Source organism: Bradyrhizobium erythrophlei, assembly GCF_042430365.1.
In the GTDB taxonomy this organism is placed as follows: Bacteria; Pseudomonadota; Alphaproteobacteria; order Rhizobiales; family Xanthobacteraceae; genus Bradyrhizobium; species Bradyrhizobium erythrophlei.
On record NZ_JBHMET010000274.1, the window covers coordinates 252,289 to 278,509 of the forward strand.

Sequence of the window (26,221 nt, forward strand, 5' to 3'; positions counted from 1 at the left end):
CGGGCTCGCTATGTTCACTATATGTTCGAACGCTCGCGCGTCGATTCTACCCCTCCCACCGAATCCGCTATGCCCAATCAAATCGTCATCACGGAGAAGACGAGTCAGGCAAAAGACGTCCGGGCCGCCGTTGGCTTACGCTACGGAGATATCCTTCCGGCCGAGGGCCATCTGCTCGACCTCCTCGAACCTGAGGATGTTGTGCCGGCCTGGAAGCGCTGGTCGCCGATACTTCTGCGGCCGGAAGGCCTTTACGACACTCGCCCAGCAGAGGGCGGCAACAAAGCCGCGAAGCTCAAGGCCATTCGCGAGGCCCTTCGTGCCGCCGAGCGGGTTTGGCTCGCCACCGATTGCGATCGCGAAGGTCAGCTGATCGGCCAGGAGATTCTCGAGCATTACAAGTATCGCGGCGAAGTCATGCGGGTACTGTTCACTGCGCAGGACTCGCAAACCATCCGGGAGGCATTCAGTCGGGCAAGGCCAAATACCGAATACAGACGCCTTTACGCCGCCGCCGTCGCGCGTCGGCAGGCCGACCAGATCTACAACTTGTCGCTCACCCGGACTGCAACCGTCATCCTGGGTCGAGGTACGCGGAGAGTGATTGGGGTTGGACGCGTAAAGACGCCGACGTTGGCAATCGTATGCGAACGCGAGTTGGAAATCCGGAACTTCGTGCCGCTACCCTATTTTGAAGTTATCGCCACAGCGAAGGTGGCGGGAGGCCAATTCCAGATGCGGTACGCGCCGCAGGACCGGATCGTTCGACGCGAGCTTGCCGAGGATGTCGTCAAAGCAGCCGAAGGCTTCAAGGGCGCACTCGCCGTGCGCGTCGAAGATAAGCGTCAAGGACCACCCAAACTACATGATTTGCCGTCGCTGCAAAAACTGTGCAGTTCCCGCTTCGGCTGGCCGGCCAGCAAGACGCTCGAGGTGGCGCAGCAACTCTATGATGGCCAGGGTAAGAAGATCATCACCTACCCTCGCGCCGAGGTGCGCTACCTGCCGCAGAGCCTGATCTCAGACGTACCACGGATGTTGGCCGGACTGCGGGTGGACCAATCGTTAAGTGCGATCCCGGCGCCCGAGCCGCCGGTCATCCGTAGGGGCGCGAGCGGCACCTTCTACGACAAGGGGCTGGAGGGCGCGAGCCATCATGCCGTCATTCCTAACGTCAACACGATCGACAAACTGCGCGAGGTCTGGCCCCGTCTTTCGTCCGACGAGAAGAAGCTGTTCGACGTTATCGCACGGGCCTACCTGTCAACGCTGATGCCTGACTTCCGCTACCGGCAGACGACCGCAACGCTCGATGTGCGTGGCTTCGAATTCCGCGCCGCCGGTCGTCAGCCCATCGATCTCGGCTGGCGCGCCGCATTTCCAGAATGGCAACCCGCCGACGAAAAGGGCGACGAGGCGCAGTTGCTGCCGCTGTTGCAAAACGGCGAGACCGCGCAACTGCAGGATCCCAAAATTGAGGACAAGGAGACCCGACCGCCCCCGCGCTATAACGAAGGCACTCTGATCGAGGCGATGCAAAATGCCTGGCGCTTTGTTGAGGATGGGGTTCTGCGAGACCGCCTGAAGGAAGCCAAGGGTATTGGCACGCCGGCAACCCGAGCCGAAATCATCGGCGGGCTGACGAAACAGGGTTTTCTGATTGCTCAGGGAAAGCACATCGTGCCGACCGAGGCCGGCTTGTCGCTGTTCGGCATTCTCAAACAGGCAGACCCGGCGCTGGTTGATCCGGGCGTGACGGCACAGCTTGAATGCCTTCTCGACGATGTCGTAGTCGGCAAGCAGGAGATGGTCGGCGCAATCGACGCCGTGTGTGAAGTCGCCCAGCGCATCATCGGCAAGCTCATAGAAGGCGGCGCCATTGGAGGGCCTCCCTTGCTAGGTGCCGCAGTCGGCAACGGCGCTGCAGCATATCCCCCCACGCGTGCGATGAAGCGCTTTGCCGACGGCCTCGCCCGGCGAAACGGCATCAAACCACCGCCCGGCTACAAGACGTCGATGTCAATCTGCGGCGCGTTTCTCAGGCAGCACGCGCCCAAGAAAATCGATGGTGAAGCAACTGGAAAGCTCGAACCAAAATCGGTTAGTCCGGCGCAGTCGTTGTACGCCAACAAGATCGCGCTCAAACACGGCGTCGTCGTTCCCGACGAGGCCAAGTCCAACTCGGCGGCAATGGCCGCGTGGATTGATTCGCTCAAACGAACGAAACGCCGCAAGAGCGCCCTCAGGCCGGCGGAATCGATTGCACATCAATCGACGTCGCCGAGGAAGAGGTCTCGGAAACAAAAGGCCGATGCAGTCGCTGTTCCGCCGACGCCCGCTCAACCAAACTTCGTAACAGGGACGCCGCTACGAATTCCGTACGGCAACAAAGAGGTCGCCCTTAAGCTGGGCGCCCGTTATGGCTCGACGGGATGGTATGCCCCGCCTGGAATTGATCTCTCTGCATTTGGCGAGCGGGGCTGGCTGTAACGCTCGGTTGCTTTTGTTGGTGATCCAAGACAAAGGGAGCCGTCTCCATTACCATGGGCGCTCAGCTATCACATGGCACGGGCCACTTTGCGGGCGGCATGAGTGGCAGAATTCTGACGCCTTCCTCGAAGAGAAGCGCACCGGCAACATAGCTGTCGGACGCGCAACACTGCTCGACCGGCGCAAACCAGACCGAAGCGATAATCCATGGACGACCAAGCCGACTGTGCGACTCTGGTTCAATGTCCATTATCGCTCTGCCGCCAGATGCAATATCGTCGGAATTTTCCATTCGAAAGTTCAACGGCTTGTCTGCTGGTTCAAATTTCATACCGTTCGCGGCGTGCCAAAGCTGTGCCGCGCGTCGCACCACCGCCATCGCGGCCTACCTGCCGATGCGGAATACGACACGATGTTGCCCCGATAATCCACAATGTGAATATTGCCGCCGGCGATCTCGATCGGGTGCCGCGAACTGGGACTCAAATACACCGGACCGATGTTGGGACATAGCATGAAGACGGAGTTGAACTCTGCATGTGCGCGGTTCTGGATCATCCAGGAACCTCCTCCCGGATAACTGCTCCCCGTCATCGGCATCTCCTCCGATGGGCGGTAGACGATCTCCGCACCGTTGAAGGCGAGCCCGCACGGCCTCGTCCCAAAGTCTCGATGGCCGGCATGAAGGCAGACTCAATTGCCAGCAGTTTCGGCATGGAATTACGCAGGATGTGACTGCACGCGCACCTCCACCGCTTCGCCCCGTCGATCCGCTGAGATCGCACTTGGCCAGCGAGATAGTTTAGGCTTAAAGTATTCACGAAAGCCGCCGCCACAGCAAGGGCTGCGCACGGGTTCCGGCCGCCGCCCAATGCGGCGGGCTGGAGCCATCAATGGGAGCTATGCCCGCAATGAGCCGCGACATTCCCTATCGATCGCCATCGGATGCCTTCGCGGCAACAGCCGCAAGGCAGCCGGGCGCGCCATTCCTGCTTGCGCCAGCGAGCGCGGGACTGCCCTACGCACCGGACGGATTCAAGATCGCATACGGGGCGTTCAGGACAGAAGTCGATCGTCTCCGCGCAGAATACGCCGCCGCGGGCTATGGACGCGGCACGCGGGTCGCCCTGCTGCTCGAAAATCGTCCGGTCTTCTTCCTGCATTGGCTCGCGCTCAATGCGCTCGGGGTTTCGATCGTCCCGATCAACCCGGATGTCCGCCCCGATGAGTTGTCCTTCCAGCTTGAGCTGTCGCAGGCCGACCTGCTTGTGGCGACACCAGATCGCATCCACGTGACCAAAGATGCGGTGCTCGGGCGCGCCCGCCTGATCGACACCGACAGCCGCATTCCGTCGTGCCAGACGGAGGTTGTCGCCCAGGATCCCGAGTTCAGCGGCGAATGTGCGCTCCTGTTCACCTCGGGCAGCACCGGCAAGCCAAAAGGGTGCACGCTCTCGAACCGCTATTTTCTGCAGGTTGCCGACTGGTATCTCGCTCAGGGGGGCGTGGCCGAGTTGCGGCCGGGCCGCGAGATCAATCTGACGCCGCTGCCGATGTTCCATATGAATGCGCTCGGCTGCAGCGCCGTCGGGATGATGGTACTCGGTGGCGCCGTGGTGCCGCTCGACCGCTTTCATGCCAACCGCTGGTGGCAGTGCGTGGCCGACAGCGGCGCAACCGTCGTGCACTGCCTCGGTGTGATCCCGGCCATCCTGCTGCAACTGCCGGTGACCGAGGTTGAAAGGCAGCATTGCGTGCACTTCGCCTTTGCGCCCGGGGTCGATGTTCGCCACCGCGCCACCTTCGAAAACCGTTACCGCATCCCGATCGTAGAGGCCTGGGCGATGACCGAGACCGGGGGTGCCGCGGCCACGACCACCGCGCGCGAGCCGGCCGGGTTTGGCGCACGCTGCGTCGGCAGACCATCCAAAGGCATGGAATACCGACTCGTTGACGATCAGGGCGCCGATGTCTCGACCGGGCAGCCGGGCGAATTACTGGTTCGCGCCAAGGGCGAGGATATCAGGGCCGGATTCTTCAGTGGCTACCTGAAGGACGAGGACGCCACCGAAGCGGCCTGGCAGGGTGGCTGGTTCCACACCGGAGACCTGGTCTTCGCCGACGCGGACGGGCTGATGTATTTCTTCGACCGCAAGAAGACCATCGTGCGGCGCAGCGGTGAGAACATCGGTGTGCTGGAGGTCGAAAGCGCGCTCTACATGGATACACGTATCGGCGGCTGCGCGGTAACACCCGTTCCCGATGACATCCGGGGCGAAGAGGTTTTCGCCTTTATCGTGCCGAATGCAGAAGTCGACGACGCCGCTGCGCTCGCGGCCTCGATCGTCAAGACCTGCGCCGAGCGCCTCGCCTATCACAAGGTGCCCGGCTACGTGGCAATCGTCCACGAGCTGCCGCTGTCGTCGACACGCAAGCTGGCGCGGGGCGAGATCAAGACGCTTGCGGCCGAAGCCGTCGCCGCCAACCGCGCGATCGACATGCGCGCGCTCAAGGCGAAGCTGCGCCAAGCCTGAGCTGTGGAGCTGCTGTCGCTACGGTAGCAGCTTGTACTTGCCCTTTTCGATCTGAACCAAGATCCGCGCGCGGCCGTCGACGCCGTGGCGGTCAGCCGGCGTGTAGGTGTAGATGCCGTGCGCGCCGACCACGTCCTTGGTCGTGAACAGCGCCTCGCGTAGCGCGGTGCGGAATGCCGGCGTACCCGGCGCGGCGCCTGTCGCCTTTGCGCGTTTGGCGGCATCCATGAGCACCAGCCAACCATCGAAAGCATAGGGCGAAAACGCATCGGCCGGCGCCTCGCCATTGGCCTTCCCATAAGCCGCGCGGAACCCAAGCGCCACCTTGCGGATCGGGTTGCTCTCGGGAAGCTGTTCGGCTGCGGTCACCGGTCCGGTCGGGCAAATGATGCCTTCCGCGGATTTCCCGGCAAGCCGCAGGAAATCGGCGCTGATCATGCCGTGATTGCCGTACAGCGGACCCTTGTAGCCCCGCTCCGACAGCGCGATCACGGGCAGCGCGCCGGGCGTTCCGGTGCCGCCCAGCATGATCGCATCGGGATGCGCGGAAACCGCGCGCAGCACCTGCGCCGTGACTGAGTTGTCCGAACGCGCATAGCGTTCGTTCGCAATGACCTTGATGCCGGCCGCATCCGCGCTTTGTGAGAGCGAATTGTACATTAGGTCGCCAAAAGCGTCGGAGAAGCCGATGAATGCAACGGTCTTCAAGCCGCGGCTCTTCATGTGATCGACGATGCCCTGAACGAGAAGCGGCGTCGGCTGCGGCGTTTGCACCACCCATGGCCCGCCCTCGCCGGCCGGCACCGGCGCGATCGGTGAGATCGCCACCATCGGAACCTTCATCTCGATGGCCGCCGTGGCCATCGCCAGCGTCTGCGGTGCGCCCGACGTCCCAATCAGGAAGTCGACCTTTTCCTGTTCGACAAGCTTGCGAGCATTGCGTGTCGACGCCGCCGGATCCGAGCCGTCGTCGAGCTGGATGACGCGAACTTTCTCGCCATCTATCTCGCCGATATACGCCTGGCCCGCCGCAAGTCCCTTTGCGTTCGGCACGCCGATCGAGGACACGGGTCCACTCAGGCCGGTCACGAAGCCGACGAGGATTTCAGCACGTGCCGGCGCCATGACGCCGAGCAGAAGAGCGGCGCCGATCGACAGAGTCTTCTTCATTTCTTTGATGCCCTCGATGTGAACGAACGAAAAGTACTCACCCCTGCCCTGCAGGCACCAGCGCAAGGACGCGCAGCGGACTGCCGGAACCGTTCTGGATCTTCAGCGGCGCCGCAACGATCACCGCGCCAGTCGGCGGCAGCTCATCGAGTTTGCACAGGCATTGCAGACCGTAACGACCGCCACCATGAAGGAAATGGTGCGCCGGATATGGCGGGTCGAGATGACCGCCTTGGCCGGCATCCGTCCCGATCGTCTCGGTGCCGAAGCCGATGATGCCGCGCTCCTCGACGAGCCAGCGCATGACAGCGGCATCCGGCCCAGGCGTATGCGCCCCGTCGTCCTTCAGGTTGGCATAGTCGCGCCAGCCCTTCTTCGACCAGTCGGTGCGCAACAAGACCCAATGGCGTGGCGGGATTCGTCCATAGCGGCCTTCCCAGGCTTCTACGACCGGGATCGTTAGCAGGAAATCAGGATCCTGCGCGGCCTCTGCCGAACAATCGATCACGCAGGCCGGCGCGATCATGTCGCGGACCGGAAGCGTGTCGACCGAATTGTTCGGCAGATCCTTGCCAGTGAACCAGTGGATCGGCGCGTCGAAATGCGTGCCTGTGTGCTCGCCGAAGGTCAGGTTGTTCCAGTACCAGGCCGGACCGGCCGCATCGTAATGCGAAATCCGTTGGATGCGCACCGGCGCCGCCTGGCCGAACTCGGGCGGCAGCACGATGACAGGGAAATCCGGGCTGAGCGTGAAGGTCAGGTCGACGACGCGCACCGCGCCCGATGCGACCGCGCCGGCAAATTGCACGAGACTGTTGCTGTCCATCGCGCTTCTCCCGTTTCTTCTGACAAGCTCGGTTATGCCCCGAGCTCACGCTCGACGGCCTTGGGATTCGCCGCGAGGCGCTGGCGAATCTCCTCGGCGACATCGCCGACGAACACGTCTTCAAGTCCGCGCTTGAGCGCCGACACGATCGCGGACGCGACCGCACGGGGCGCGACCTTTGGCGGCGGCACTGTCTGGAACCAGTCGATGTCGAGCGGACCCGTGAATACGTTCACGACCTTGACGCCGCCGGGCCGAAGCTCCGCGCGCAGGCAGTGCGATAGCGAGAGCGAGGCAGCCTGCGACGCCGAATAGGCGCCGAATACCGGCCAGTTCGCCAGCGCATAGACCGACAGGATATTGACCCAGGCGGCGGCGCTGTTGACGCCATCAGAGCCCCGCATCCGCATCGCCGGCCCGAACGCCTGTGCCAGATGCACGAAGCCGAGATAGGTCTGGTCGATCTCGTCGCGCACGACGCTGGTACCCTGGCGATCGAGCAGCCCGCCGGAGCGGACATGCTCAGCGGTATTGATGAGGATATCGACCTTGCCGCCGATGTCGGCCGCAAGATCGGCGACCGCCTTCTCGTCGCCGACGTCGAGCGGCACGATCTCGACGCCTTCCATCGCGCGCAACGCGTCCTCGCCGCGAAACGGCTTCCAGGGTTCGGCAACGCCGACGAACACGATCGACGCGCCGGCCGCCTTCAGCGCGGCCACCGCTTCCTGGCCGACGACGCTCCGCCCGTTCGTCACAAGAACGCGCCGGAACTTCGGATCGGCTGTCATCTCACGCCACTGCCTGTCGTCCGTCATATTGGGGGTCTCACGTTCGGGGTGCGCGAAAGCCACGGCCTGCCCGGCCTTGTCCAGTTGAAACGACATCACAACCGGCCGGCCCTCTTCGCAATCGGCATGCAGGTGCGTCACCAGCCTCAGCCCGCAGTCCATCGCGACCAGGCCGACGCGCCACGGTGCGCGCTCACGGAAATGCACGTCAGCCGGGACGTGCAGCGTGGTTTCGCACAGCAGCGTGCCGCGCCGCGGCGCATCCGCAAAGATGAGATCGGCGGAAAGGCAGGCGGGGCACGCATCGCGCGCCGGATAACAGAAGGTCTCGCAGGCACCGCAGCGCTGCAGCATGAAGCGGCCCTCGGCCGCGGCGCGGGTAAAGCCGTGCGACGCGCGGCTGCGTCCGCGCGGTGGTGACGTCGGCAGCCGCGTTCGTGCAAGCGGATTCTTCCGGCGCGGTTTGACGATCGGTTCGATCATGAGCCTGGTCCCGCGAGGATCGCCGCGCCCGAGGCGAGGCCGCGATCATAGTTGATCATTCCGAAGCCCGACGCTAAGCCGATCCGCGCATCCTTGACCTGCGTCGGGCCGGCGAGCCCGAGCACCTGGCGCAGCGCCTCGACGACCCCGAGGTAAGCGCCGCCGGCGCCGGCCTGCCCGACCGACAATTGACCGCCGGAGGTATTGTGCGGGAAGGAGCCGTCGATCGTTAGGTCATGCTGCCGCACGAAATCCGCTCCTTCGCCCTTATGGCAGAAGCCGAGGTCCTCGAACTGCATCATCGAGATCACTGGGTAATCGTCATAAGTTTCGACGAAGTCGAGATCGTCAGGCTTGATGCCGGCCATCGCGTAGAGCTCATCGACGTCCATCGCCCAACCACCACGCACCTGGACAGGGTCGTTGCCGAACGCGTTGTGGCGTTCGATCGTGGCAAGGATTCTGGCGGCCGGCAAATTCAGCGACGCGGCGACATCCTCCCCCATCACGAGGAATGCCTCGGCGCCGGCACACGGCATCACGCAATCGAACAGATGGATCGGGTCGGCGATCGGCCGCGCTGACATATACTGTTCGATGGTCAGCGGCGTTTTCATCAACGCGTGGGGATTGCGAAGTGCATTGCTACGCTGTGCGACGGCGATCTTGCCGAAATCCTCGCGCCGCGCGCCGAACGTCCGCATGTAGTTGCGTGCGATCAGCGCAAAACTCGCATTGGCGCCGCCGGCGCCGTAGGGATAGACGGCATCCTGGTTGAAACGCGAAAAATTCTCGAGCGTGTAGCGGAAGGAATCGACGTGGTTGGTGTCGCCGGCCACGCAGGCCACGATGCGAGCATCGCCCGCCTGCACTGCCCGCGCGGCACGGCGGAGCGCGGCAATCGCGCTCGCGCCGCCCAGCGGAATGGTGTCGACCCAGCGCACGCAAAGGCCGAAATGCTGGGTGAGACCGACCCCGCTATCGAGTCCCGCCGTAAAGCTCGACACGCAGAAGCCGTCGATGTCGCGCGGCGTGATCCCGGCACCCTCGACCAGCGATTTCAGCGCGCGGCCGATCCACCATTGCGCGCTCTCGATCGAGTAGCGCACGTAGGGAATCGTCACCGGAACCGCCATCACGACCCGGTCATAAGGTGTTCGGATGGAGCGCTGCATCGGACTGCCGGTTCCTATCGTCAAGGCGCTCAGAGCACGGTCCCCGGCCCGCCCGGACCGCGGAGTCCTTTCGCCAGCGACAGCGACACCGACAGAAGACCGTCGTCGCTCGCGGCCTTGCCGTCGCGCCCACCGGTTGCCGTGACCTCGGCCTCATAGAGAATCCTTTCAGGCTGCAGCATGCTCGTCCTCAGCGCCTTTCGGGTGCGGCGGTCTGCGTCCGCGTCACGACCGTGCGAAAATCCTGGCGAGCGCGGTCGTTCGCAAGGGCGAAGCTCGGCCCGCGACTTGGCTCGGTGCCGTTGAGGCGTCGCAGCTGCACCCACATCTCGGCGCTCTTCAGCGCGACCGCGGCGCAGTTGACCACGGGGGCATGACCGATCTTGAAGCCATGCTCGCTCGCAATGAGGAGACCGGGCAACACGCCGGCGGGGATGACAACGTCGGCACCGCGATCGAGAAGTGGTTGCGCGCAGGCCGCAAAGTCGCTCAGCATGCGCGCTCTTGCCGCCGCATCGCCGGCGAAGGCAGCGCTGAAATCCTCCGGCCTGCAGCCCATGCCGGTGACATGGACCACGCGGCCGGAAAGCCCGTAACGATCGGCCTGCTCGTAATGCCAAACCTCGAATGCGGCATCGAGCGTGACAAGGCCAAGCCGCCGCCCGAGCTGCGAGGCCGCCAGCAGCGTGGCCTCGCCGGCTCCGACCACAGGAATAGTCAGCGCCGAGCGCAGTTCGTACAATCCCGGATCCTGGAAGTGACCCATGACGTAGGCGTCGAAGCCGCGCTCCTGCGCCGCGAGCCCATTGTCGACCGCCTGGATCGCGCAACGGAATTCGCTCAAGCGCCCGAAGTCGCGATCGGCGGGCGTGATGCCCTCGACATGGACGCTGGTGCCGGGCGCGGCGATCTCGTTCAGATAGGTGGCAAGCCGCGCCATGTACGGCGCGCTTGTGGCCTGGTCGACGAAGCTCTGCCAGAAGATGCGCACAGCGGATATCCCGTTCGCAGGCGGACCGCGCCGATCGTCGCCCTCGAAGTCTGCGAGGATTGACGAAACGCAAGCCTGTCGTTGTGAACATGTGCCGCAGCGACGGCACCGTCCATCGACCGAAATATTTCAACCACAAAATAATTTTCGCGTCAATTGAACGGCACGCCGACGCACCTCTGCGCACGACGGCGACGGCGTGCCGAAGCGACAGGCAGATCGCGCCTCCCGCTTTGGCATAAGCGAATTCAGCTTTCTCGGCGGCGCGTATCTCTACAAACTTTTCCGCGCTGCACGAAACAAGGCGTATTGACGTTCGGCCGAGAGATACTTTAGGCTTTAAACAATTGACGGGGACCGACGCTGCGCGGGCGCACGTCGCGTTGAAAGTGGCGTTGATAAGGTTCCTTCATCGTGACTGAGATCATCGAGCTCGGAACAACAGGTGCTCCCGGCGAATTCGCATTCGCCGCGGCAGCCGCTTCTTGGGCTCTATGGCTTGGCGACGTGGGTGGCCACGAAGTCGCGAACGAGGCCGGCGAAAACCTCCGGCATCTGATCGGGAAGCGGCACCATGCCTCCTGAGAGCTCGCGCAGGATACTGCCGCCGATAGCTCCAGCGACCCTTGGAGCCACCGGATGAACGTGCGGATCGCCTGTCGGAGCAATGACCAGCGTGGGACACTGGATGTGTCCCAGCCGGTCTTCCATCCGATAGCGATTCACCACCCGATGGCCTTCCGCCGCCATCGCGCCGGACCGCAGGGCATCGATCATGAAGCGCTGCAACAGATCGGTATCATCGGCCGGATAGAACGGCTTCCGACGGGCCCAGAGCTCGGTGAGATGGGTGCCGTCGGTACGCGTCTCGACATCGTCAATGACCCGCTTGCCCGCGTGCTTGGCGCGCCGCGCCGCATCGACAAAAGGACAGGCCGAGAGCACCAGCGCGCCCACCCGCGCCGGCGCCGAAGCGGCCACTTCCATCGCGATAACAGCACCGGTGTGATGACCGACGATCGCAGCGCGCGGCTCGTCCAGCGCGTCGAGCAGCGTAAGCGCCGCCTGTGCCCACAATTCGATCGAAGGTTCGCCGGTCGGACGGTCGGAATCCCCGAAGCCGAGCGTATCCATCGCAATCGCGCGGAATTCACGGCCGAGCAGCGGCAGCACGTCGCGATACTCATCCCACGAGCGCGGCGTCTGATGCAGCAGCAATACGGGGACGCCTGTTCCCACTGTGGCCACGTGGATGCGGCCGAAGCGCGTCGGAACGAAGCGGCGCTCGACGTTGGAACCGGCTCTGCTGGCAGTCATTTCATAGCTCCTGTCCGGCAGCGGGAACCTGCCCCCGCCGTGTTTCAACTGCAATTGCAACATCAATCGATCGTGTCGGTCCGACCTCGACCCATGTAGACATCTCGCTCAGGTAGCGCCTGTTTTCAACCAAGGGGAATGCGATGCGCAAGATATTGAGTTTGACAGCACTCATCGGCGGCCTCCTCGCGGCCTCGACCGCGCAGGCCGACATCACGGTCGGATTCGTGACGTCGCTCAGTGGACCCGGCTCCTCGATCGGCATCCCTTACGGGCGCGGCATCCAGGCCGCACTGGAGTACAAGAACGAGATCAACGGCGAAAAGATCAAGCTGATTCAGCTCGACGATGGCTCAGATCCGTCCTCTGCCACTCGTAATGCACGCAAGCTCATTGAGGAGGAGAAGGTCGATGTCCTGATCGGCACCGCAACCACCCCATCGACCATCGCGATGATGGCGGTTGCGACTGAGTTGAAGGTGCCGATGATCGCCGTCTCCCCGCTCAACGGACAACCGAATCCGGCCGATCAATGGGCCATTTCCGTTCCGCAACCCGCCTCGCTGCTGGTCAAGGTCGTCGCCGATCGCATGAGGCGCGACGCCATGAAGAACATCGGCTATATCGGCTTCTCGGACGCTTGGGGCGACCTCGTCTACAATGGCGCCAAGGCCGCCGAAGCTGAGGACGGCATCAAGGTGCTGACCAACGAACGCTATGCCCGCGTCGACACGTCGGTCACGGGCCAGATCCTCAAGGTGCTTGCGGTGCGTCCGGACGCCGTGCTGATTGGCGGGTCGGGCACGCAGGGCGCGCTGCCGCTGCTTGCGCTCGGCGAACGCGGCTTCAAGGGCAAGACCTACGGCACGGTGGCGCTGGTCAATCCGGATTTCGTCCGTGTCGGCGGCAAATCCGCAGACGGAATTCAGGTCTCCGCCGGCCCGGTCATCGTGGCCGAACAGCTTCCCGACAGCCATTTCGCCAAGAAGCTCGCGCTCGAATTCCGCGCCGCCTACCAGAAGGCCAACAATATCCCGACCACGGACGGGTTCTCGGCCTATTCCTTCGACGGCTGGATGATCTTCGGGTCAGCCGCGGCGCGCGCCTTGAAGACCGCGAAACCCGGCACCGTCGAGTTTCGCAAGGCCCTGCGCGACGAAATCCTCAACACCAAGGAGCTCTCGGGCGTGCACGCGGTCTACAATTTCAAGCCCGGAGCCTACTACGGCGTGGACGAGCGCGCGCTGGTGATCGTCCGCCTGATCAACGGTGCCTGGACCTACGAGCCCTGAGCGACGTCGAAGGGTAACACGGAAGGACAACCGACGGCATGACGGCAGACATCGCAGCGATCCTTGCGATCGACGGAATAGCGACCGGGGCGGTCTACGCCTTGGTGGCGATCGGAACCGTGCTGATCTTCACCGTCACGCGGGTGATCTTCATTCCATTCGGCGACATCGCGGCCTTTACAGCCCTGACGCTGGCGGCGCTGGACGCCAGGCAGCTTCCCGGAACGGTCGGACTGGTTGTCGCGCTGGCATGCATGGCATGCGTGATGGAGGTGGTCTCGCTTGCGCGCGCCGCCGAGCTTCGCTCGGTGCCGAAAGCCGTCCTCGGCTATCTCTTGCTTCCCCTGATCGTGGTCGGGATCGTCTGGCTCGCGATGCGCTTCAATCCACCGATGCCGGTCAGGATTGTGCTGGCGCTGCTTCTGATCATGCCGATCTCGCCGCTGCTGGACCGGATCGTATTTCGTCCGATCGCGGACGCCTCGGTTCTGCTGCTCTTGACCGTCTCGGTCGCGCTTCATTTCGCCTTGGTCGGACTGGGCCTGCTGTTCTTCGGGCCTGAGGGCGTCAGGACCGAGCCGCTGACCTCGCTTGCGATCGAGATTGCCGGCGTACACGTTTCCGGACAAACGGTGCTGATCCTGGCGGCAGCGCTGGTGTTCAGCGGCTTGCTGTTTCTGTTCTTCGACTTCACGCTGATCGGCAAGGCGCTGCGCGCGACGGCTTTCAACAGGACCGGCGCACGCCTGATGGGAATTCGGCCGGCGCGCGCCGGGACCATTGCCTATCTGCTGGGATCGCTGATGGCGGGCGTATCCGGCATTCTGATCGCGCCGGTCAACACAATCTTCTACGACTCCGGCTTCCTGCTCGGCCTAAAGGCCTTCGTCGGCGCCATCGTCGGCGGCATGACCAGTTATCCGGGGGCCGCACTCGGTGCGTTCGGCGTCGGCATTCTCGAAAGTTTCGCCTCATTCCAGAGCAGCACCCTGAAGGACGTCATCGTCTTCTCGCTGCTGATCCCCGTCCTGCTCTGGCGTTCGCTCGCCTCGCAGCATTCCGAAGAGGAAGTCGAGGAATGACCCTGCCGCAAATCCGTCTCATCGTTGCCGCGGTAATCGCCTGCCTCATCCTGGCGCCCTTCGTGCTCAATCCGTTCAGCATTACATTGCTGAACTACATCGGCATCTATTCGCTTGCGGCCATCGGGCTCGCCTTGTTGACCGGGGTCGGCGGCATCGTGTCGTTCGGCCAGGCGGCTTTCGTCGGCGTCGCCGCCTATTCCACGGCATGGGTCACTGCGCTGAACGGCTATTCGCCATGGCTCGGACTGGTGCTGGCGGTCGTCCTGACCTGCGGCATCGCGGCGATCCTGGGCTTCGTGACGCTGCGCCTGCAGGGACACTTCCTGTCGCTAAGCACGGTCGCCTGGGGACTGGCAATCGCGTTCCTGTTCGGTAACATTCAAGGGCTTGGCGAGCACAACGGCATTTCGGGCATTCCGCCGATCTCGATCGGGTCGATCGCCTTGGTCGAGAGCCGGCAGATCTATTTCCTGATCTGGGCCATCGTCGCAGCGGTCCTGCTCGTTTGCTACAACCTCCTGGATTCGCGCATCGGCCGGGCGATGCGCGCGCTCCGCGGCGGCAATACGCTGGTCGAAAGCCTCGGAATCAGCGCGTTCCAGATCAAGCTCGTGACGTTCGTCATCGCCGCGTTTCTCGGCGCGCTGTCCGGTTGGCTCTATGCCCATCTCGGCCGCTTCGTCAGTCCCGGCCCGTTCGATGCCAGCATGGGCATCGAATATCTGATGATGGCGATGGTCGGCGGCGCCGGTAGCATTCTGGGCGGCGTGGTCGGCGCGGCAATCGTCACGCTGCTGAAGAACGCCGTGCAGGACTACCTCCCGCTGATTGCGAAAGGCGCCTCGGGTCAACTCGAGATCGTCGCCTTCTCGGCGCTCTTCATCTTGTTTCTGCAACGGGCGCGGCAAGGCATTGTCCCGTTCGTCGCCGGCATTCTGCCGGAACTGAAATTGTCCCGTCCGCAACAGGCGGCTCGGTTGCCGCGCCGCGACCAACCGGCACCTGGCACCCTCCTTCTCAAGGTCAGCGGCGCACAACGGCGATTTGGCGGCCTGGTCGCCGTCAACAATGTCAGTTTTGAGGTGCGGTCCGGCGAGATCCTGGGCCTGATCGGGCCGAATGGCGCCGGCAAGACCACGATGTTCAACCTGCTCACCGGCGCGCTACGCGCCAATAGCGGCGACATCAAGTTCGCGGGCCGGTCGATCACCCATGACCAGCAATTCCGCATCGCCCGGTCCGGGATCTCCCGCACCTTCCAGCATGTCAAGCTGCGGCCGCGCATGACGCTGCTCGACAATGTGTTGCTCGGCACCTATTCGCGCACCAGGACCGGCCTGCTCGCCGGCGCGTTGCGCCTGAACCAGGCGGAAGAGGCGAGCGCGCGCTACGAGGCCCTGCAGCAGCTCGAACGGGTCGGGCTCGGCGAGAAGCCGTTTGAGCTCGCCGGCAACCTGCCGCTCGGCAATCAGCGCGTGCTCGAAATCGCCCGCGCCCTCGCCGCCGACCCGACGCTGCTCGTGCTCGACGAGCCTGCGGCCGGCTTGCGTCGCCAGGAGAAGCAGCAGCTCGCCGAACTGCTGCGGTCCTTGCGCGCGGACCATCTGACGATCCTTCTGGTCGAGCACGACATGGAGTTCGTCATGTCGCTCGTCGACCGCATTGTCGTGCTGGATTTCGGCTCCAAGCTCTGCGAAGGCGGACCGGCGGCGATCCGCAGCGACGCCCGGGTTCAGGAGGCTTATCTCGGAGGAGTCGCGTGACACAGATGTTCTCGATCGAGAATGTGTCGGTCGCCTACGGCAAGGTGGAGGCTGTGCGGAACGTCTCGCTTTCCGTCGAGCAGGGACAGATAGTGACCGTGATCGGCCCAAACGGCGCCGGCAAGACCACCCTGCTCATGGCGGCTATCGGCCTATTGCGATCCACGGGACGAATGATCTTCCAAGGGGCCGATCTTTCGAAGGTCGATGTCGAGGGCCGCGTCGAGCGCGGCCTCTGCCTTGTGCCCGAGAAGCGCGAGCTGTTCGCCGACATGTCAGTCGTCGACAACCTGTTGCTCGGGACCTACAGCCTGCGCGACCGCTCCGCGACACGGAAATCTTTCGACGACGTGTTCGACCGCTTTCCGCGGCTGAAGGAGCGCAGCAAGCAGGCCGCCGGCACGCTGTCGGGTGGCGAGCGGCAGATGCTGGCGCTCGGCCGCGCGCTGATGGCGAAGCCGAAACTCCTCGTGCTCGATGAACCCAGCCTCGGTCTGGCGCCGCTCATCGTCCGCGAGATCTTCCGCACCATTGCATCGCTGCGGAGTCTCGGCGTGTCGGTCCTTATCGTCGAGCAGAACGCCCGCGCCGCGCTGGAGACCGCGGATTACGGTTATGTGCTGGAAACCGGCGAGATCATCCAGTCGGGTCCGGCGGACACCCTGATCCACGACCCGAAGCTGATCGCAGCGTATCTCGGCGGCCACTGACGCAGGCGCCCATCAAGCGACGGGCTTGCGCGCAAGGCCCATGGCCCGCAGCGCCGAAGCAAAGGCCGCGAGCCGCCGTTCACGATAGGCGGCCTGGTCGACGCCCTCATAGTCCATGAATCCCTGCCCGGTCTTCATGCCGATACGCCCCTCGCGCATGTTCGACGCGATGATCGGCGGTGCGGCGTAACGGTTGTCGCCCAGCGCCTCGACCAGATAGCGGCTGGCATGATGCAGGATATCGCCGCCGCCCCAGTCGATGAACTCGAGCAGGCCCAGCACCGCGAAGCGGAATCCGAAGCCATAGATGACAGCCTTGTCGATGTCCTCCACCGACGCAACCCCCTCCTCCACCATGCGGGCAGCCTCGTTCATCGCCAGCGTCTGGATTCGCGGAACGATGAAGCCCGGCCGCGCCGCGCAGACGACCGGTACCTTGCCGATGCCTTCGAGCAGCGCCTTCATCCGCGTCGTTGTCTCAGGTGCCGTAAGTCTTCCGGGCGACAATTCGATCAACGGCACCAGATAGGCCGGATTGAGCCAGTGCGCATTGAGGAAGCGGCCGGGACGTGCGATCGATCCCGCGAGGTCGTCGACCAGTATCGTCGACGTGGTCGAGGCGATGATCGGGCCCTCGCCTGCGAGCCGCGAGGCCTCAGCCAGCGCCGCCTGCTTCAAGTCGAGGATCTCCGGCATCCCTTCGAAGATGACGTCGCAGCGCGGAAGCGCCGCAGCCGCCCCTTGCCGAGGCACAATCGTGATCCGGTCGGCAATCACAGGCACAAGCTCCGGCGGAAGGAGATCGATGCGCGCGAGGATATCAAGCGTCGATCGGATTTCCGCCCTGGCCCCGGCCGCCAGCGCGTCAAATGCCGACGCCTCCCGTTCCTTGAAATCAACGACAACGACCTGATGGCCGGCGAACGCGAACACGACCGCAATGCCACGGCCCATTCGGCCGGCGCCGAGACACCCGATGACCGGCTTCATCTGAAGCCTTCGGCCAGAAGGCCTTGCAACGCTGCCCGGTCGAGATGTCCGAGGCCGAGCGAAGACAAGGTCCGGCCGGTCACCGCAAGATTCTCTCCTGTGATGGCGGAGCCTATCGCCAGAAACGCGTTCACAAGCGGCGTCTGCACATCCACAAGGCCGGCCACCGATGCAAGGAACGACAGGCCGAGACGCAAATCTTCCAGCATGTAGCGGTGCTCGACAAGAACGAGGCGTTCGGACCAGTCTCCGGAATCCGTGAGCTGCTCATGCGCGTCGCGCGCATACATCCAGGGTTCGCCGTCGCGCGAATAGTGGTCGGCAAGAGGAAAATGCGGCCTTCCATAGCCAAGCGCCTCGCGGATGGCGATACGTTCGGCATCGAGCGCGTCGGTGACGCGGCGGATCGCCGGCTGTGTTCCCTCCTTGTGGATGTCCCACTTCTCGAAATGTTCGATCGGGCCAGCGTTCATGGTGATCAGCGGCGGATGGATGATCGGGCCGGCGTTCATCAGCGCTCCCGAAAGCGCATCGCCGCATGGCTCGATAGCGTTCGGAAACGCGCATTGGATCACGCTCAACGCATGCCGGGCGAGGCGCGAGGGAAATACGCCGGTTGGCAACCGCGCTCCCCGGCCCGAGATGCGGACCGCATAGGTGCCCTGTTTGCGCGCAAGCCACGGCAGAGTCCCGGTCTCAGCGGTTGCGATCTCCGCGCGATTGCCCGCGTCCAGCGCAGCGCGAGCGAAGATGTAGGAGCCGAATGTGCCGGGCGGCAGAAATACGACCTGGCCGTCGCGCAAATGTGGTGCGGCCAGAGCGGCAATCGCGGCCTGGGCGAATGCCGGCGCCGGGCAGAGGATGAGGTCCGCCGCTTCAATGGCTTCCGCGATCGATGACGTGATTGTCGCGAGCCTGACATCGCGGCGGCCCGAGCGATCGATGACTGTTATCGTGCCGCCCTGGGCACGGTGCGTCTCGACGTCTCCAGGATTTCGCCGCCACAGCCGGATTTCGTGGCCGGCCAAAGCAAGGTCGCCGGCGGCCGCGAACGAGCCGTTTCCTCCACCCAGCACTGCGATCTTCAAGATGTCCCCCAACTCCGTTGGCAAGATTCGATCTGTCCAGCGCCCTGTAGCAAGACGCGACTCGATCGCCGTGCGCTCAGGCTCCCTTCAGGACGTCGCGTCCGATGATGAGTTTCTGGACTTCGGTCGCGCCTTCATAGATGCGCAGCGCGCGTATCTCGCGATAAAGCTGCTCGACGATTTCGCCCGAGCGTACACCGCGGCCGCCGAACATCTGCACGGCGCGGTCGATCACCGCCTGCGCCGTTTCGGTGGCGACCATCTTCGCCATCGCCGCTTCGCGCGTCGTGGACGCGTTCTGCACGTCGCGCCGCCACGCCGCGCGGTAAGTCAGGAGCGCGCTGGCGTCGACACCCGCGGCCATGTCGCCGAGCGCGGCCTGCGTCAATTGCTGGTCCCCCAGCACGCCACCGAACATCCGCCGCGTCAGAGCATGCGCCGTCGCCTCATCGAGCGCACGGCGGGCGAAACCCAGCGCAGCGGCTGCGACCGACGCACGGAAGATATCGAGCGTGCGCATCGCGATCTTGAAACCTTCGCCCGGCGAGCCCAATAGCCGCGCCGCCGGAATCCGGCAGCCCTCGAAACGCAGCCTCGCCAGCGGGTGCGGCGCCATTACATCGATGCGATCGGCAATCGAAAAGCCCGGATCGTCGGGAAGCACCACGAAGGCGGAAATGCCCCGCGCGCCAGGCGCCTCGCCGGTTCGCGCGAACAACGTATAGACGTCGGCGATGCCGCCGTTGGAAATCCAGGTCTTCTCGCCATCCAGGATGAAGTGATTGCCTTCGCGCCGTGCGCTGCAGCCCATGGCGGCAACATCGGAGCCGGCTTCCTTCTCCGACAAGGCAAAGGCGGCGATCCATTCGCCGCGTCGCGCCTTGGGCAGCACCAGCGCGCGCAATTCGGGCGATCCGGAGATCGCCACCGCGCCCGTGCCAAGTCCTTGCATCGCAAAGGCGAAATCGGCAAGCCCGCTGTGCCAGGCCAGCGTCTCACGGGCGAGACAGATCAATCTGGAATCGATCACCGCATCGGGTCGGTCGCCGGCGACCGATGCCTCCAGCAATCCCGCGGCACCGAGCCTGCGAACCAGCGAGCGGCAGGTTTCGTCGACGTCCTCGCCATGCGTGTCGCCGAGACCGGCGGCAAACGCGTCGAGCGCGGCCACGTATTCGCTGTGACGGGAATCGAAGAACGGCCACGCGAGATGTTCGCGCGACGGCCCGCGCAACTGCGAAATCGGGGTCATGTCAGTCTCCCGCAACGCCGGTTTTGCGCACGCCGCCACACGCAACGCGCCTCAATAACGTTTCATGTCTAAAATATCCTGTCAAGCGAGCGGGTGCGGGCTCGGAGCCGGCCCGCTGCACGACGAGCCTACGAAACAAGCTGAAAAAAGCACAGAATTGAACGTGAGGAGTTTCGCCGAGCCAAATCCCTCGAGTCCGATTGACATCATTTTTGTTTGACGTCTAAAATTATATTCGGTCATCCCGAGTTCCGGGCCGAGGAGACGAGCATGGCAGAACGCTCTTTCGCGCGCGAGGTGGAAGACCTCAAGCTCGGCGCCGGCCAGGAATTCCGCGGCGAAGGCATCCTTGCCATCACCAAGGCCTTGCTCGAATGCGGCGTCAGCTATGTCGCCGGCTATCAGGGCGCGCCGATCTCGCATCTGATGGACGTGCTGTCGGACGCGCAGGATATCCTTTCCGATCTCGGTGTGCATTTCGAATCCAGCGCCAGCGAGGCAACCGCCGCGGCGACGCTGGCTGCCTCGGTGATGTATCCGGTCCGCGGTGCGGTGACCTTCAAGGCGCCGGTCGGCATCAATGTCGCGTCCGACGCGCTCGCCAACCTCACTTCGGGCGGCGTGACCGGCGGCGCGCTGATCATCATCGGCGAGGATTACGGCGAAGGTTCCTCCATCATGCAGGAGCGTTCGCACGCGTTTGCGATGAAGTCGCAGCTCTGGCTGGTTGATCCGCGGCCCAACGTGGCCTCGATCGTCAAGGCCGTGCGGGACTCCTTCGATCTGTCCGAGGCGTCGAATACGCCCGTGATGCTGGAGGTGCGGATTCGCGCCTGCCATGTGCATGGACGCTTCGCCACCCGTGACAACGTTCGCCCCGCCTTTCCGCTCTCCCGCGCGCTCGACCAGCCGTCGCGCGACACCAATCGGATCGTGTTGCCGCCGGCCTCGTTCCTGCACGAGAAAGAAAAGATCGAGCAGCGCTGGCCCGCGGCGATCGAATTCATCCACGCGCGCCGCATGAACGAGATCTTTGACGGCGATATCGACGATATCGGCATCATCATGCAGGGCGGCATGTACAACGGCGTTATCACGGCGCTGCGCGAGGCCGGACTTGCCGACGTCTGGGGCGAGACACGGGTGCCGCTCTATGTGATGAACGTGACCTACCCGATCGTCGACCGAGAGGTAATCGACTTCTGCCGCGGCAAGAAGGCCGTGCTGATGGTCGAAGAGGGCCAGCCCGAATTCATCGAACAGGCGCTGCACAAGATCCTGCGCAATGCTGATATACCGGCCAAGCTGCACGGCAAGGACCTGTTCCCGATGGCGGGCGAATACACCGCGCAGGTGATGGGCGCGGCGATCGGCGCTTTCATCCGTCGCTGGCGCTCGGACGCGCTGCCGGATTCCGCGCGCGCACCGAACATCGACCGTGTCGAGGTGGACGACAAGATCCGCGCGCTGGCCGACGTGGTGCCGCCGCGGCCGCCGGGCTTCTGCACAGGCTGTCCGGAGCGGCCGATCTTTTCCGCAATGAAGCTGGTGGAAAAGGAACTCGGGCCGCACCATGTGGCCGCCGATATCGGCTGCCACCTGTTTTCGATCCTGCCGCCGTTCAATATCGGCGCCACCACCATGGGCTATGGGCTCGGCCCGGCGTCGGCGTCAGCCTTCAATGTTCCTGCGGGGAAACGCCCGATTTCAATGATGGGCGACGGCGGCTTCTGGCATAACGGGTTGACCAGCGGCGTTGGCAACGCCGTCTTCAACCAGCATGACGGCGTGATCGTCGTGGTCGACAATTATTATTCCGCCGCGACCGGCGGCCAGGACATCCCCTCCTCGCGCGCAGACAACCGATCGCGTTCGACCAAGCATCCGATCGTCGAGGCGGTGAAGGGCGTCGGCGCCAAATGGGTACGCCAGATCGACCGCACCTATGACGTCACGCGGATGCGCGACACCCTGCGCGAGGCCCTCACGACGGAGGAGAAGGGACCGAAGATCATCGTCGCCTCGTCGGAGTGCATGCTGAACAAGCAGCGCCGCGTGAAGCCGCTGGTGGCCGCAGCCGCCAAACGCGGCGAGCGCATCGTGCGCGAGCGCTTTGGTGTCGATGAAGACGTCTGTTCCGGTGACCACGCCTGTATCCGCCTGTCCGGCTGCCCGTCGCTGTCGGTGAAACCGACCAGCGACCCGTTGAAGGACAGTCCGGTCGCCGCCGTCGACAACAGTTGCGTCGGCTGCGGCCATTGCGGCGAGGTTGCGGATGCGGCCGTCCTATGCCCCTCCTTCTATCGCGCCGACGTCGTTTCCAACCCGACCGCGTTCGAAGCGCGGCTCGACCGTATCTGGCGGCGGATGATCGGCGCGTTGCAGCGCTGGCGCGCGGGACGGCGGGTGATGTTCGAGCAGGAGGCGGCATGAACGTCCCGGTCGCGCCCACCTCCATTGCCCTCAGTCGGGCACGCCCCATCAGCGTCGCGGTGCTCGCGATGGGCGGTCAGGGCGGCGGCGTGCTGGTCGACTGGATCGTGGCGCTGGCCGAACGGCGCGGCTGGTTCGCGCAATCGACGTCGGTGCCCGGCGTCGCCCAGCGCACCGGCGCCACGGTCTACTACATCGAAATAATCGCGCCCGACGCGAGCAAGCCCGACCGTCACCCCGTGCTGTCGCTGATGCCGGCGCCGGGAAGGGTCGACATCGTCATCGGCGCCGAATTGATGGAGGCCGGCCGCGCCATCCTGCGCGGACTGGTCTCGCCCGACCGCACGCTTTTGATCGGCTCGTCGCACCGTTCCTTGGCCGTGATCGAAAAGACCGCGCCCGGTGACGGCACGGCTGACGCGGCGCAGGTCTACGAGGCGGCGAATGTCGCGGCCAATCGCTTCATCGCGTTCGACATGGCCGAGATTGCCGATGCCGCAGGCAGCGTGGTCTCTTCGGTGCTGTTCGGTGCGCTTGCGGGCTCCGGTGCCCTGCCCTTCGCCATTGAGGACTTTGAGGCCACGATCCGGGCCTCCGGCGTCGGTGTCGATGCCAGCCTGCGCGCCTTCTCCGCGGGCCGCGAGCGCGCTGCGGCTGCGCTCAAGCAGGACCCAAAGATCAAGCCCACGGCGAAACCGCCGCTTGCCAAGCGCTTTCCAAAACTCGAGCTGACCGGACACGCTGGCTACGACGCACTGGTCGCGCGAGCCCGGCAATTGCCGGCTGGGCTGCACGGAATCGTCGCCGCCGGCCTGCAGCGCGTGGTCGACTTCCAGGACGTCGCCTATGGGCGCGAGTATCTTGATCGGTTGGAAGCGTTGCCGCGCGATGCGACCGGCCTGCTGCAGGCCTATGCCAAATATCTCGCGGTCGCGATGGCTTATGACGACGTCATCCGCGTGGCCGACCTCAAGACGCGCGCGGGGCGGTTCGACCGGGTGCGCCGGGAGGTACGGGCCGGCGATGACCAAATCCTCGCCATCACCGAATTTTTCCACCCGCGGATCGAGGAGATGGCGGGACTCTTGCCGCCGTGGCTTGGCGAAAAGCTCGAACGCAGCGAACGGCTCGCCCGGCTTGTCGATCGTGGACGCAAGCTCCGCACGACCGCGCCGTCGTCCTTCCTGCTGTTGTATTGTGTCGCAGGGCTGCGCCGCTTCCGCCGTGGCACGCTGCGGCATGCCCGGGAGACGCGCCACCTCGACGATTGGACGCAACGCATCCGGAAATTCGCAGCACGCGATGTCGCGCTCGCGACCGCCGTATGCGAGGCGCGCCGTCTCGTCGGCGGCTATTCGGACACGCACTCACGCGGTGAATCGAAGTTCGGCAAGGTCATGCTTGCGTCCGAGCGCCTGGCCGGCCGGCCCGACGCGGCCGAATGGGTGCAGCGGTTGACCAAGGTCGCGCTGAAGGACATCGATGGCGCCGAGCTCGACGGCGCGCTGCGCACCGTCGAGACGCTGTTCGAGGACGCCTGAGGATGGATCAATTCGAAGTCGTGGTATCGAAGACCGAAGCGCTCACGCCGCGCATCCGCGAGTTCGTGCTTGCGCGCGCCAATGGCGCGCCGATGCCGGGCTGGGCCGCCGGCGCCCATATCGATGTCCATCTGCCTGACGTCGGCCGGCGCTCCTATTCGCTGATCGAGACCGGTTCGCCCCGCGCGGCGGAGCATCCGACCACCTATCGCATCGCCGTGCTGCAGGAGAGCAAGAGCCACGGCGGCTCCCTCTATATGCACGGTCTCAAGGCCGGCGATCGCCTGACGATCTCGCCTCCGGCGAACAATTTCCCGCTCGGCGCCGGCGCAGATGAAGTAGTGCTGGTCGCGGGCGGCATCGGCGTGACGCCGCTGCTCACGATGGCCTGTGAACTGAGCACCGCGAAACGACCGTTCTCGTTCCACTATGCCGGCCGCAGCCGTGCCGAACTCGCCTTTCTCGGCGAGATCGAGCGGCTCACAAGCGCAAACGCGACTATCCACGCCGACGACGAATCCGGTCGGTTCTTCGATCTCGAAGGCCTGATGACACGGCTCGCTCGGCACGTGCCGCTTTACCTTTGCGGCCCCCTGCCAATGATCGAAGCGGCGATCGCGCTGGCGAAGCGGCTCAACTGGCCGCAGGGTCGGCTGCATTTCGAAATCTTCACCGCGCCCGAAGAAAAATCCGGCGACACCGGTTTCGAGGTTGAACTCACGAGCAGCGGTCGCGTCTACGAAATTCCCGCCGGCAAGACCATCCTCGACGTGTTGATCGAGGCCGGCGAAGACCCACTACATGACTGCAAGCGCGGCGATTGCGGGATCTGCCAGACCGCGGTGATCGAGGGCATCCCCGATCATCGCGACTACATCTTGAGCGACAGCGAGAAGGCCTCGAACAAAGTGATGCAAATCTGCATTTCGCGCGCGAAGACCAAGCGACTCGTTCTCGACTTGTGATGGAGGAACGCATGCCCCGATATGCCGGGAACTCGGCGGCGATCCGTGCCCTGGTCCGCGATCAGGAGGTTCACCGCGACGTCTATGTCAGCGAGGAGGTGTTCCAGCTCGAGATGGAGCACATGTTCCCGAACAGCTGGGTCTATGTCGGCCACGACAGCCAGGTGCCCAATCCCGGCGACTATTTCGGCACCACGATCGGCACGCAGCCGGTTCTGCTGGTCCGGCACACCGACAACACTGTGCGCGTGCTGCACAACCGCTGCCCCCACAAGGGAACGCGCATCACCTCCGAGACCTGCGGCAACACTGGAAAATTCTTCCGCTGCCCCTACCACGCCTGGAGCTTCAAGACCGACGGCTCGCTGCTCGCGATTCCCCTGAAGAAGGGTTACGAGAACACCGGCTTCGAACAGAGTGAGGCCGCGCGCGGCATGACACCGGTGCGCCATGTCCGCAACTACCGCGGCTTCGTGTTCGCCAAGATCAACGACGGGGGCCTCGATTTCGAGGAGTTCTTCGGCGAAAGCCTGTCGAGCTTCGACAATATGATCGACCGCTCGCCGGTCGGCCAGCTCAAGGTTGCCGGCGGCGTGCTGCGCTACGTGCATAATTGCAATTGGAAGATGCTGGTCGAGAACCAGACCGACACCTGCCACCCGATGGTGGCGCACGAGTCCTCCGCCGGAACCGTGGTCGAGGTCTGGAAGAAGGCGCCACCCGGCACCAAGAAGCCGATGGCGGTGGAGATCATCGCCCCCTTCATGAGCCCGTATGAGTTCTTCGAGAACATGGGCATCCGGATCTGGGATAATGGCCACGGCCACACCGGCGTTCACCACTCGATCCATTCCGACTATTCGGCGGTGCCCGGCTATTTCGAGAAGATGACGGCGACCTATGGCGAGGACCGCGCCAAGGCGATCCTGGGCGAGAACCGACACAACACGGTCTATTTCCCCAACATCATGATCAAGGGGCCGATCCAGCTGTTGCGGCAGTTCAAGCCGGTCGCAGCCAACAAGACGCTGGTCGAGTCCTGGACGTTCCAGCTCGTCGACGCGCCCGACATGCTGCTGGAGCGCACGCTGATGTACAACCGTCTCATCAATGCGCCGACCTCCATCGTCGGCCATGACGACCTCGAAATGTATGAACGCGCGCAGGAAGGCCTGCATTCGAACGGCAACGAGTGGGTCAATCTCCAGCGCCTCTACAGCCCCGACGAAACCGGACAGACCAACGTGGCGATCAACGGGACCAGCGAATGGCCGATGCGCCACCAGTTCCGGGCGTGGACCAAGTTCATGACGATGGGGATGTGA

At 64.2% G+C, this 26,221-nt stretch carries 22 protein-coding genes; 10 read left to right on the forward strand and 12 right to left on the reverse strand.

The window, feature by feature from the left end:
* Positions 1–69: 69 nt before the first annotated feature.
* The gene (locus ACFFWD_RS43105; protein WP_376975517.1) at positions 70–2,490 is read left to right on the forward strand and encodes a type IA DNA topoisomerase; all 2,421 of its coding nucleotides are present in this window, start codon (positions 70–72) and stop codon (positions 2,488–2,490) included.
* Positions 2,491–2,817: 327 nt separating this feature from the next.
* On the opposite strand, the gene ACFFWD_RS43110 is transcribed toward ACFFWD_RS43105, so the two are convergent.
* Complete coding sequence (locus ACFFWD_RS43110; RefSeq protein ID WP_376975519.1) at positions 2,818–3,048, reverse strand: hypothetical protein; 231 nt, start codon at positions 3,046–3,048, stop codon at positions 2,818–2,820.
* A gap of 335 nt (positions 3,049–3,383) precedes the next feature.
* On the opposite strand from ACFFWD_RS43110, the gene ACFFWD_RS43115 reads away from it, so the two are divergent.
* Positions 3,384–5,024 (forward strand): AMP-binding protein, encoded by a 1,641-nt coding sequence (locus ACFFWD_RS43115; RefSeq protein ID WP_376975520.1) that lies wholly within the window; start codon positions 3,384–3,386, stop codon positions 5,022–5,024.
* A gap of 18 nt (positions 5,025–5,042) precedes the next feature.
* Here ACFFWD_RS43115 and ACFFWD_RS43120 read toward each other — a convergent pair whose 3' ends face one another.
* The 8 genes from ACFFWD_RS43120 to ACFFWD_RS43155 form a co-directional block, all read right to left on the reverse strand.
* Complete coding sequence (locus ACFFWD_RS43120; RefSeq protein WP_376975521.1) at positions 5,043–6,194, reverse strand: ABC transporter substrate-binding protein; 1,152 nt, start codon at positions 6,192–6,194, stop codon at positions 5,043–5,045.
* A 37-nt stretch (positions 6,195–6,231) separates the two neighbouring features.
* Entirely contained in the window at positions 6,232–7,020 is a 789-nt protein-coding gene (locus tag ACFFWD_RS43125; RefSeq protein WP_376975522.1) for a cyclase family protein, read from the reverse strand.
* Positions 7,021–7,052: 32 nt separating this feature from the next.
* Positions 7,053–8,294 carry an SDR family NAD(P)-dependent oxidoreductase gene (locus ACFFWD_RS43130; protein ID WP_376975523.1) on the reverse strand — a complete coding sequence of 414 codons (1,242 nt, stop codon included), beginning with the start codon at positions 8,292–8,294 and terminating at the stop codon, positions 7,053–7,055.
* On the reverse strand, positions 8,291–9,469 hold the full coding sequence (locus ACFFWD_RS43135) for a thiolase family protein (RefSeq protein WP_376975524.1): 1,179 nt from the start codon (positions 9,467–9,469) through the stop codon (positions 8,291–8,293). The genes ACFFWD_RS43130 and ACFFWD_RS43135 overlap by 4 nt, the downstream gene beginning before the upstream one ends.
* Before the next feature lie 29 nt (positions 9,470–9,498).
* Positions 9,499–9,651 (reverse strand): OsmC family protein, encoded by a 153-nt coding sequence (locus ACFFWD_RS43140; protein ID WP_376975525.1) that lies wholly within the window; start codon positions 9,649–9,651, stop codon positions 9,499–9,501.
* 8 nt (positions 9,652–9,659) lie between these two features.
* Positions 9,660–10,460 (reverse strand): aspartate/glutamate racemase family protein, encoded by an 801-nt coding sequence (locus ACFFWD_RS43145; RefSeq protein ID WP_376975526.1) that lies wholly within the window; start codon positions 10,458–10,460, stop codon positions 9,660–9,662.
* A 492-nt stretch (positions 10,461–10,952) separates the two neighbouring features.
* Positions 10,953–11,777, reverse strand: a complete 825-nt coding sequence (locus tag ACFFWD_RS43150; protein ID WP_376975527.1) for an alpha/beta fold hydrolase — start codon at positions 11,775–11,777, stop codon at positions 10,953–10,955.
* Between the two features lies 1 nt (position 11,778).
* Positions 11,779–11,952 (reverse strand): hypothetical protein, encoded by a 174-nt coding sequence (locus tag ACFFWD_RS43155; RefSeq protein WP_376975997.1) that lies wholly within the window; start codon positions 11,950–11,952, stop codon positions 11,779–11,781.
* Between ACFFWD_RS43155 and ACFFWD_RS43160 the strand changes: the two genes are divergently transcribed.
* Genes ACFFWD_RS43160 through ACFFWD_RS43175 form a run of 4 tightly spaced genes read left to right on the forward strand, consistent with a single transcriptional unit; the run spans position 11,921 to position 16,627 of the window.
* Positions 11,921–13,069: an ABC transporter substrate-binding protein gene (locus ACFFWD_RS43160; RefSeq protein ID WP_376975528.1), complete on the forward strand. Its 1,149-nt coding sequence runs from the start codon at positions 11,921–11,923 to the stop codon at positions 13,067–13,069. The genes ACFFWD_RS43155 and ACFFWD_RS43160 overlap by 32 nt on opposite strands.
* A 38-nt stretch (positions 13,070–13,107) precedes the next feature.
* Positions 13,108–14,151 carry a branched-chain amino acid ABC transporter permease gene (locus ACFFWD_RS43165; protein WP_376975529.1) on the forward strand — a complete coding sequence of 348 codons (1,044 nt, stop codon included), beginning with the start codon at positions 13,108–13,110 and terminating at the stop codon, positions 14,149–14,151.
* A complete protein-coding gene (locus ACFFWD_RS43170; protein WP_376975531.1) occupies positions 14,148–15,917 on the forward strand; it encodes a branched-chain amino acid ABC transporter ATP-binding protein/permease in 1,770 nt (589 codons plus the stop codon). Before ACFFWD_RS43165 ends, ACFFWD_RS43170 begins: the two co-directional genes overlap by 4 nt.
* 5 nt (positions 15,918–15,922) lie before the next feature.
* Positions 15,923–16,627 (forward strand): ABC transporter ATP-binding protein, encoded by a 705-nt coding sequence (locus tag ACFFWD_RS43175; protein WP_376975971.1) that lies wholly within the window; start codon positions 15,923–15,925, stop codon positions 16,625–16,627.
* Between the two features lie 12 nt (positions 16,628–16,639).
* Here ACFFWD_RS43175 and ACFFWD_RS43180 read toward each other — a convergent pair whose 3' ends face one another.
* From ACFFWD_RS43180 to ACFFWD_RS43190, 3 genes are all read right to left on the reverse strand, one after another.
* Positions 16,640–17,617 carry a 3-hydroxybutyryl-CoA dehydrogenase gene (locus tag ACFFWD_RS43180; RefSeq protein ID WP_376975532.1) on the reverse strand — a complete coding sequence of 326 codons (978 nt, stop codon included), beginning with the start codon at positions 17,615–17,617 and terminating at the stop codon, positions 16,640–16,642.
* Positions 17,614–18,705, reverse strand: a complete 1,092-nt coding sequence (locus ACFFWD_RS43185) for an NAD/NADP octopine/nopaline dehydrogenase family protein (protein ID WP_376975533.1) — start codon at positions 18,703–18,705, stop codon at positions 17,614–17,616. The genes ACFFWD_RS43180 and ACFFWD_RS43185 overlap by 4 nt, the downstream gene beginning before the upstream one ends.
* 76 nt (positions 18,706–18,781) lie before the next feature.
* Positions 18,782–19,957 (reverse strand): acyl-CoA dehydrogenase family protein, encoded by a 1,176-nt coding sequence (locus tag ACFFWD_RS43190; protein ID WP_376975534.1) that lies wholly within the window; start codon positions 19,955–19,957, stop codon positions 18,782–18,784.
* A gap of 270 nt (positions 19,958–20,227) precedes the next feature.
* Between ACFFWD_RS43190 and ACFFWD_RS43195 the strand changes: the two genes are divergently transcribed.
* Genes ACFFWD_RS43195 through ACFFWD_RS43210 form a run of 4 tightly spaced genes read left to right on the forward strand, consistent with a single transcriptional unit; the run spans position 20,228 to position 26,221 of the window.
* Positions 20,228–22,390 (forward strand): thiamine pyrophosphate-dependent enzyme, encoded by a 2,163-nt coding sequence (locus tag ACFFWD_RS43195; protein ID WP_376975535.1) that lies wholly within the window; start codon positions 20,228–20,230, stop codon positions 22,388–22,390.
* Positions 22,387–23,931 carry an indolepyruvate oxidoreductase subunit beta family protein gene (locus ACFFWD_RS43200; RefSeq protein WP_376975536.1) on the forward strand — a complete coding sequence of 515 codons (1,545 nt, stop codon included), beginning with the start codon at positions 22,387–22,389 and terminating at the stop codon, positions 23,929–23,931. Before ACFFWD_RS43195 ends, ACFFWD_RS43200 begins: the two co-directional genes overlap by 4 nt.
* A gap of 2 nt (positions 23,932–23,933) precedes the next feature.
* Positions 23,934–24,896, forward strand: a complete 963-nt coding sequence (locus ACFFWD_RS43205; protein WP_376975537.1) for a PDR/VanB family oxidoreductase — start codon at positions 23,934–23,936, stop codon at positions 24,894–24,896.
* Positions 24,897–24,907: 11 nt separating this feature from the next.
* Positions 24,908–26,221, forward strand: a complete 1,314-nt coding sequence (locus tag ACFFWD_RS43210; protein ID WP_376975539.1) for an aromatic ring-hydroxylating dioxygenase subunit alpha — start codon at positions 24,908–24,910, stop codon at positions 26,219–26,221.

Bases quoted from the DNA above. Each gene is read 5' to 3' on its own strand.
- ACFFWD_RS43105 (WP_376975517.1), top strand. From the start codon at position 70: ATGCCCAATCAAATCGTCATCACGGAGAAGACGAGTCAGGCAAAAGAC.
- ACFFWD_RS43110 (WP_376975519.1), bottom strand. From the start codon at position 3,048: ATGATCCAGAACCGCGCACATGCAGAGTTCAACTCCGTCTTCATGCTA.
- ACFFWD_RS43115 (WP_376975520.1), top strand. From the start codon at position 3,384: ATGGGAGCTATGCCCGCAATGAGCCGCGACATTCCCTATCGATCGCCA.
- ACFFWD_RS43120 (WP_376975521.1), bottom strand. From the start codon at position 6,194: ATGAAGAAGACTCTGTCGATCGGCGCCGCTCTTCTGCTCGGCGTCATG.
- ACFFWD_RS43125 (WP_376975522.1), bottom strand. From the start codon at position 7,020: ATGGACAGCAACAGTCTCGTGCAATTTGCCGGCGCGGTCGCATCGGGC.
- ACFFWD_RS43130 (WP_376975523.1), bottom strand. From the start codon at position 8,294: ATGATCGAACCGATCGTCAAACCGCGCCGGAAGAATCCGCTTGCACGA.
- ACFFWD_RS43135 (WP_376975524.1), bottom strand. From the start codon at position 9,469: ATGCAGCGCTCCATCCGAACACCTTATGACCGGGTCGTGATGGCGGTT.
- ACFFWD_RS43140 (WP_376975525.1), bottom strand. From the start codon at position 9,651: ATGCTGCAGCCTGAAAGGATTCTCTATGAGGCCGAGGTCACGGCAACC.
- ACFFWD_RS43150 (WP_376975527.1), bottom strand. From the start codon at position 11,777: ATGACTGCCAGCAGAGCCGGTTCCAACGTCGAGCGCCGCTTCGTTCCG.
- ACFFWD_RS43160 (WP_376975528.1), top strand. From the start codon at position 11,921: ATGCGCAAGATATTGAGTTTGACAGCACTCATCGGCGGCCTCCTCGCG.
- ACFFWD_RS43155 (WP_376975997.1), bottom strand. From the start codon at position 11,952: ATGAGTGCTGTCAAACTCAATATCTTGCGCATCGCATTCCCCTTGGTT.
- ACFFWD_RS43165 (WP_376975529.1), top strand. From the start codon at position 13,108: ATGACGGCAGACATCGCAGCGATCCTTGCGATCGACGGAATAGCGACC.
- ACFFWD_RS43170 (WP_376975531.1), top strand. From the start codon at position 14,148: ATGACCCTGCCGCAAATCCGTCTCATCGTTGCCGCGGTAATCGCCTGC.
- ACFFWD_RS43175 (WP_376975971.1), top strand. From the start codon at position 15,923: ATGTTCTCGATCGAGAATGTGTCGGTCGCCTACGGCAAGGTGGAGGCT.
- ACFFWD_RS43180 (WP_376975532.1), bottom strand. From the start codon at position 17,617: ATGAAGCCGGTCATCGGGTGTCTCGGCGCCGGCCGAATGGGCCGTGGC.
- ACFFWD_RS43190 (WP_376975534.1), bottom strand. From the start codon at position 19,957: ATGACCCCGATTTCGCAGTTGCGCGGGCCGTCGCGCGAACATCTCGCG.
- ACFFWD_RS43195 (WP_376975535.1), top strand. From the start codon at position 20,228: ATGGCAGAACGCTCTTTCGCGCGCGAGGTGGAAGACCTCAAGCTCGGC.
- ACFFWD_RS43200 (WP_376975536.1), top strand. From the start codon at position 22,387: ATGAACGTCCCGGTCGCGCCCACCTCCATTGCCCTCAGTCGGGCACGC.
- ACFFWD_RS43205 (WP_376975537.1), top strand. From the start codon at position 23,934: ATGGATCAATTCGAAGTCGTGGTATCGAAGACCGAAGCGCTCACGCCG.
- ACFFWD_RS43210 (WP_376975539.1), top strand. From the start codon at position 24,908: ATGCCCCGATATGCCGGGAACTCGGCGGCGATCCGTGCCCTGGTCCGC.